Genomic DNA, 6136 nt, shown 5'->3' with positions numbered 1-6136 from the left:
CGATGGTCCCGATGTTCACGTGCGGTTTCGTCCGTTCAAACTTTGCCTTCGCCATGATGGCCTCCTGTGTCGGTGCGGTGCGCAATGAATGCGCACCCTACGGGGTGGTAGGGTGCGCCTTTAGGGCGCACCGAATGTCATGCGTATTTCTTCTGGATTTCCTGGCTGATGTTCTCCGGCACCGCGTCGTAGTGGTCGAAGAGCATCGTGAACACCGCGCGGCCCGAGGTCATCGAACGCAGGTTGTTGATGTAGCCGAACATGTTGGCCAGCGGCACCATCGCGTTGATCACGTTGGCGTTGCCGCGGCTGTCCTGCCCGGTCACCATGCCCCGACGCGAGGTCAGGTCGCCGATGACGCCGCCGGTGTATTCCTCCGGGGTGACGACTTCGACCTTCATGATCGGTTCCAGAAGCTTCGCGCCGGCCTTCTTCAGGCCATCGCGCATCGCCGCACGGGTCGCGATTTCGAAGGCGAGCACCGAGGAGTCGACGTCGTGGAACGCACCGTCAACCAGCGCGACCTTGAAGTCGATGACCGGGAAGCCAGCGAGGGGACCTGAGTCCATGACCGACTTGATGCCCTTCTCGACGCCGGGGATGTATTCCTTCGGCACCGCACCACCGACGATCTTCGACTCGAACGAATAGCCTTCGCCCGGCTCGGTCGGGGTGATCTCCAGCTTGACGCGGGCGAACTGGCCCGTGCCGCCGGTCTGCTTCTTGTGGGTGTAGTCGATCTCGGTCGCACGCGAGATGGTCTCGCGGTAGGCCACCTGCGGGGCACCGATGTTCGCCTCGACCTTGAACTCGCGACGCATGCGGTCGACGAGGATGTCGAGGTGAAGTTCGCCCATGCCCTTCATGATGGTCTGGCCGGATTCGAGGTCGGTTTCGACGCGGAAGGACGGGTCTTCGGCAGCCAGGCGAGCGAGGGCGAGGCCCATCTTCTCCTGGTCGGCCTTCGACTTCGGTTCCACGGCGATCTCGATCACCGGTTCCGGGAAGGTCATCGTTTCCAGGACCAGCGGCTTTGCCGGATCGCAGAGCGTGTCCCCGGTGGTGGTTTCCTTCAGGCCCGCCAGCGCGATGATGTCGCCCGCGAAGGCTTCGTCGATTTCCTCGCGGTTGATGGCGTGCATCATCATCATCCGACCGACACGCTCGCGCTTGCCCTTGGTCGAGTTCAGCATCTGGTCGCCCTTCTTGAGCTGGCCAGAGTAGATGCGGGTGAAGGTGAGCGAGCCCACGAAGGGGTCGTTCATGATCTTGAATGCCAGCGCCGCGAAGGGCTCGGCGTCATCGGGCTTGCGCTCGATGTTGCGGGTTTCCGTCTCGTCGCCCGGGGCGTAGCCGAGGTAGGGCGGGATGTCCAAGGGCGACGGCAGGTAGTCGATGACCGAGTTCAGGACGGGCTGGACGCCCTTGTTCTTGAACGCGGAGCCTGCGGTCACGGGGACGAAGGACATGCTGAGGCAGCCCTTGCGGATCAGCTTGCGCAGGGTGTCGACGTCCGGCTCTTGCCCTTCGAGGTAAGCCATCATCGCCTCGTCGTCCTGTTCGACGGCGAGTTCGATCAGCTTGCCGCGCCAGGTATCCGCTTCGCCCTTCAGGCTGTCGCGGATGTCGCGGATTTCCCACGAGGCGCCCAGGTCTTCGCCCTGGTAGACCCATTCCTTCATCGTCACGAGGTCGATGATGCCTTCCAGCTTGTCCTCGGCGCCGATCGGCAGAGCGATGGGGGCGGGGGTCGCGCCGGTGCGGTCCTTGATCATCTGGACGCACTTGAAGAAGTCGGCGCCGATCTTGTCCATCTTGTTGACGAACACGATGCGCGGAACCTTGTAGCGGTCAGCCTGACGCCAGACGGTTTCAGTCTGCGGCTCGACGCCGGCGTTGGCGTCCAGAAGGCAGACGGCACCGTCAAGGACGGCCAGCGAACGCTCGACTTCGATGGTGAAGTCCACGTGGCCGGGGGTGTCGATGATGTTGAAGCGGTGCTTCGGGCTTTCGGCGTTGGTACCGTCGGTGGTGCGCTCCCAGAAGGTGGTGGTCGCAGCCGAGGTGATGGTGATCCCGCGTTCCTGCTCCTGCTCCATCCAGTCCATGGTCGCGGCGCCGTCGTGGACTTCGCCGATCTTGTGGGACTTGCCGGTGTAGTAGAGGATGCGTTCGGTGGTCGTGGTCTTGCCCGCGTCGATGTGGGCCATGATCCCGAAGTTGCGGTAGAGGTGCAGCGGATACTCGCGTGCCATGATCTGCGCTCCTTACCAGCGGTAATGGCTGAACGCTTTGTTCGCGTCGGCCATCTTGTGGGTGTCTTCGCGCTTCTTCACGGCGGTGCCGCGGTTCTGCACGGCGTCGGACAACTCGGCGGCCAGACGCTCTTCCATGGTGTTCTCGTTGCGCTTGCGCGCGGCGGCGATCAGCCAGCGGATTGCCAGGGCTTCACGACGCTCGGTCCGGACTTCGACGGGGACCTGGTAGGTCGCACCGCCAACGCGGCGGGAGCGGACTTCGACCGAGGGCTTCACGTTGTCGAGCGCTTCGTGGAAGGCTTCGACGGCGGGACGCTTCAGGCGGGTCTGGACGCGGTCGAGGGCGCCGTAGACGATCGATTCAGCGACCGACTTCTTGCCGTCGAGCATCAGGTTGTTCATGAACTTGGTGACCACACGATCGCCAAACTTGGCATCGGGCAGGATTTCGCGCTTTTCGGCGGCGTGACGACGGGACATCTCTTATCTCCTCACTTCGGACGCTTGGCGCCGTATTTCGAACGACGCTGACGACGCTCTTTCACGCCCTGGGTGTCCAGAACGCCGCGGAGGATGTGGTAGCGCACACCCGGAAGGTCCTTGACCCGGCCGCCACGGATCAGGACGACGGAGTGTTCCTGAAGGTTGTGCTTTTCGCCGGGGATGTAGGAGATGACCTCGAAGCCGTTGGTCAGGCGCACCTTGGCGACTTTCCGCATGGCCGAGTTCGGCTTCTTCGGGGTGGTGGTGTAGACGCGGGTGCAAACCCCACGCTTTTGCGGGCAGGATTCCAGGTGCTGCGACTTGGACTTCCGGACCACTGCTTCCCGGGGCTTCCGGATCAGCTGTTGAATCGTCGGCATTCACGTTCCTCGTTTCGATACTCGCCAGGTGCCACCCCGGCGCCGCTTCTCGACATGCCTTGCGCGAATCGCAAAACACGAACACCGCAACCATCCCCGGTGGGGAGGCCACGGTGGAATTTCAGAGGATCGGGGCTTTTCCGGCCCGGATCATGACCACTTCAAGCGCTCTGAGCCCTTGTCCCGGTCGCGACCGAGGGTTCGGGTTGGCGGGCGTATAGGGGGAATCGGTGGGGGTGTCAATGGAAGCGCCCCGCCCGCCGGGGTCACGCCTTCTGTCTGCGGATCTGGCGCTCGCGCCAGAGGGTGAAGAGGCCCGCGGCGATGACGATGGCGGCGCCGAAGAGGGTCCAGAAATCCGGCAGGTCTCCGAAGACGATGAGGCCAAGGGCGATGGCCCAGAGGAGAGAGGTGTAGCGGAAGGGGGCAACAAGGCCGATGTCGCCGTGGCGCATCGCCGCGACCGAGGTGAGGTAGCCGACGATCAGGAAGAGCCCGGCGCCAAGGACGCGCGACAGTTCCCCGCCCGTGGGGGTGTGCCAGCCCTGGAAGAGGACCCCCGTCCAGCCCATGAGGGTGACGGCGACAGCGGCCCCAAGCGCGACGAGGGTCGAGGGGACCTGGCCCTGCAGCGGGCGCACGGAAAGGTCACGGACCACCACGCAGGCGACCGAGGCGAGGCCGAGGAGGGACCAGCGGTCGAAGCCCTCGGTCCCCGGGCGGATGATGATCAGGACGCCGACGAGGCCCACGAGGATCGCGGTCATCCGGCGCCAGCCGATCTTGTCGCCGTAGACGAGCGCCGCGGCGAGGGTGATGAGGAGCGGCAGCGCCTGAAGGATGGCGGAGAGGTTGGCGAGCGGCATCCGAAGGAGCGCTTCGAGGAAGAGGATCGTCGCGGCCACGTCGGCGAGCGACCGCAGGAGGATCAGCCAGCCGTCCCGCCGGTTGGGGCGGAACCGGAAGGCTCCGGTGGCGAGGCAGAGGATCAGAAGGCCCACCACGGCGATCATTCCGCGCATCCCGATCGTCTGGAACAGCGGCAGGGTCTGGGTGACCGACTTCATGAAGGTGTCGTTGATGGTGAAGGCAGCCATCGAGGCGCACATCAGGAGGATGCCGCGGAGGTTCTCTGACAGGGGCAAGATGGGGGTCCTTCTGCTGATCCCTTGGGTAGCAGGCGGGGCCGAGAAGGGAAAGTGTCCACCGTGGACAGATTTGCGGGTCTTTTGGACTCAAGGGGTTAGGCGCGGGCGTTAACCGGGCGGAAAGGTTTGGCCCGTCGCGCGGGTGGGGGCGGTTTTCAGAATGAGCGCTGACGCGCGAGCCTTTTGTCTCGTCGTCGGGCTGCGCCTCCTCCTCGGGCAATCGGGGGTTTTCCACCCCCGAACCCCCGGAGGATATTTCCAGCCAGGTGAAAGGCAGGTGGCCGGGCGCGTCTGGGTGGCAGGGTCGCGCAGAGAGGCCGCGCCCGTCGGGAGTGTGGCCCCCCTGCCCCGCGATGCTTATGCCGACAGCAACACCGGCAGCGGGCAGTCGCCGTCGAGGACGCGGCCCGTCACGCTGCCGAAGACCAGTTCGTGGATCGGCGAGTGGCGGACGGCGCCAGCGACGATCAGGTCACAGGAGGCGTCGTGGGCGGCGGCGAGGAGGGCGTCGTAGATGTCGCGGCCGTTGCGCTGGATGTCGCGGAATTCGGCCTTGATGCCGTGCCGGGCAAGATGGTGCGCCGCCTCGATCCCGGACTGGTCCATCCGCAGCTCCTTGTCGTCAGTGACGCGGGCGACCACCGCCTCGGCCCCCGGGGCGAGGACCGAGATCGCATCCTGCATCGCGCGGGCGGCGGCATGGGTGCCGTCCCAGGCGATCAACGCGCGGCGGGGCAGTGCGCGCGCGCCGGTCTGCGGGGCGATGACCAGCGGTCGACCGGAGTCGAAGAGCGCCGCCTGCGCCAGGAGACGCTCGCCCACCAGGGGACCGCGGCGGCCCGTGACGATGCCAAGATCGGCCACCTTCATGTGGTCGGCAAAGACCTCGCCGATACCATAGGCAAAGCTGGACCGGTCCACGACTGTGGCCGGGACCCCTTCCCGCTTGGCCAGCGCGGCAATGGCGGTGCGGGTGGCGGCAAAATCCGTCTCGTCCGATCCGCTGCCGCCCACATCCACCGGGAAGGCCAGGACCACGACCCGGGCATCCAGAGCCCCGGCCCAGCCCAGGGCCAGCGACAGGGCAGCCGGATCGCCATCGACTTTGGACGGCTCGACATGGGTGACAATCGAACGAGCGGACATTGTACGGGGCCTCCTCCCAAGAAATTCCTGTCTTGCGAGGTATGCATGAGAACCGCACGCCACAAGGGTTCGGGTCGGAGGTTCGGGACGGCTGCGGCAGCAGCGCCGCAAAGAAAAGCCCCGCCAACCATTGGGCTGGCGGGGCCGATGTCCGGACCGAGGTCCGCCGTGACTTAGTCGCGGCTCTCGATCGTGTCGACGAGGCCCGAGTCGAGGTCGAGATCCGGTTCCACCACGGCCATCGGAGCAGCCAGGGCCGCGGCTTCCTCAGCCTCGGACCGGCGCGCTTCGATCACGGTGTGGTCGCGGTCGGCGGCGATCTTCTTCACGCGGCTCGTGGCGCCACCGGTGCCGGCCGGGATCAGGCGGCCGACGATGACGTTTTCCTTGAGCCCCAGGAGCTTGTCGCGCTTGCCCTGCACCGAAGCCTCGGTGAGGACCCGCGTGGTTTCCTGGAACGAGGCCGCCGAGATGAAGCTGCGAGTCTGCAGCGACGCCTTGGTGATCCCGAGGAGGACCGGCTCGGCTTTCGCCTCGCGGCCGCCACGGGCAATGGCCTTGGCGTTCTCTTCGTCCAGCTCGATCTTCTCGACCTGTTCGCCCTTCAGAAGCGTCGTGTCCCCGGAGTCGAGGATTTCGAACTTCTGCAGCATCTGGCGAACGATGACCTCGATGTGCTTGTCGTTGATCTTCACGCCCTGCAGTCGGTACACGTCCTGCA

At 65.5% G+C, this 6136-nt stretch carries 5 protein-coding genes and 1 pseudogene; all 6 read right to left on the bottom strand.

Annotation, left to right across the window (positions count from 1 at the left end; translation table 11 throughout):
- Positions 1–137: 137 nt before the first annotated feature.
- Complete coding sequence (gene fusA, locus ACE3Q6_RS22150; protein WP_374437286.1) at positions 138–2255, bottom strand: elongation factor G; 2118 nt, start codon at positions 2253–2255, stop codon at positions 138–140.
- Positions 2256–2267: 12 nt separating this feature from the next.
- Positions 2268–2738, bottom strand: a complete 471-nt coding sequence (gene rpsG, locus ACE3Q6_RS22145; RefSeq protein ID WP_374437283.1) for a 30S ribosomal protein S7 — start codon at positions 2736–2738, stop codon at positions 2268–2270.
- An 11-nt stretch (positions 2739–2749) separates the two neighbouring features.
- A complete protein-coding gene (gene rpsL, locus ACE3Q6_RS22140; RefSeq protein ID WP_103259202.1) occupies positions 2750–3121 on the bottom strand; it encodes a 30S ribosomal protein S12 in 372 nt (123 codons plus the stop codon).
- A gap of 266 nt (positions 3122–3387) precedes the next feature.
- Positions 3388–4266 carry a DMT family transporter gene (locus ACE3Q6_RS22135; protein WP_374437281.1) on the bottom strand — a complete coding sequence of 293 codons (879 nt, stop codon included), beginning with the start codon at positions 4264–4266 and terminating at the stop codon, positions 3388–3390.
- A 360-nt stretch (positions 4267–4626) separates the two neighbouring features.
- Positions 4627–5415 (bottom strand): universal stress protein, encoded by a 789-nt coding sequence (locus ACE3Q6_RS22130; protein WP_374437279.1) that lies wholly within the window; start codon positions 5413–5415, stop codon positions 4627–4629.
- Positions 5416–5588: 173 nt separating this feature from the next.
- A pseudogene (locus tag ACE3Q6_RS22125) lies at positions 5589–6136 on the bottom strand (DNA-directed RNA polymerase subunit beta'); the annotation flags it as partial.

Origin of the sequence: Tabrizicola sp. (assembly GCF_041913445.1) — a bacterium.
Classification (GTDB): domain Bacteria; phylum Pseudomonadota; class Alphaproteobacteria; order Rhodobacterales; family Rhodobacteraceae; genus Tabrizicola.
Note: the sequence above shows the minus strand (reverse complement) of the source record. Positions and strands in the feature narration are given on the sequence as shown.

Excerpts from the sequence above, each read along its gene's own strand:
- fusA (WP_374437286.1), bottom strand. The coding sequence starts at position 2,255 with ATGGCACGCGAGTATCCGCTGCACCTCTACCGCAACTTCGGGATCATG.
- rpsG (WP_374437283.1), bottom strand. The coding sequence starts at position 2,738 with ATGTCCCGTCGTCACGCCGCCGAAAAGCGCGAAATCCTGCCCGATGCC.
- rpsL (WP_103259202.1), bottom strand. The coding sequence starts at position 3,121 with ATGCCGACGATTCAACAGCTGATCCGGAAGCCCCGGGAAGCAGTGGTC.
- ACE3Q6_RS22130 (WP_374437279.1), bottom strand. The coding sequence starts at position 5,415 with ATGTCCGCTCGTTCGATTGTCACCCATGTCGAGCCGTCCAAAGTCGAT.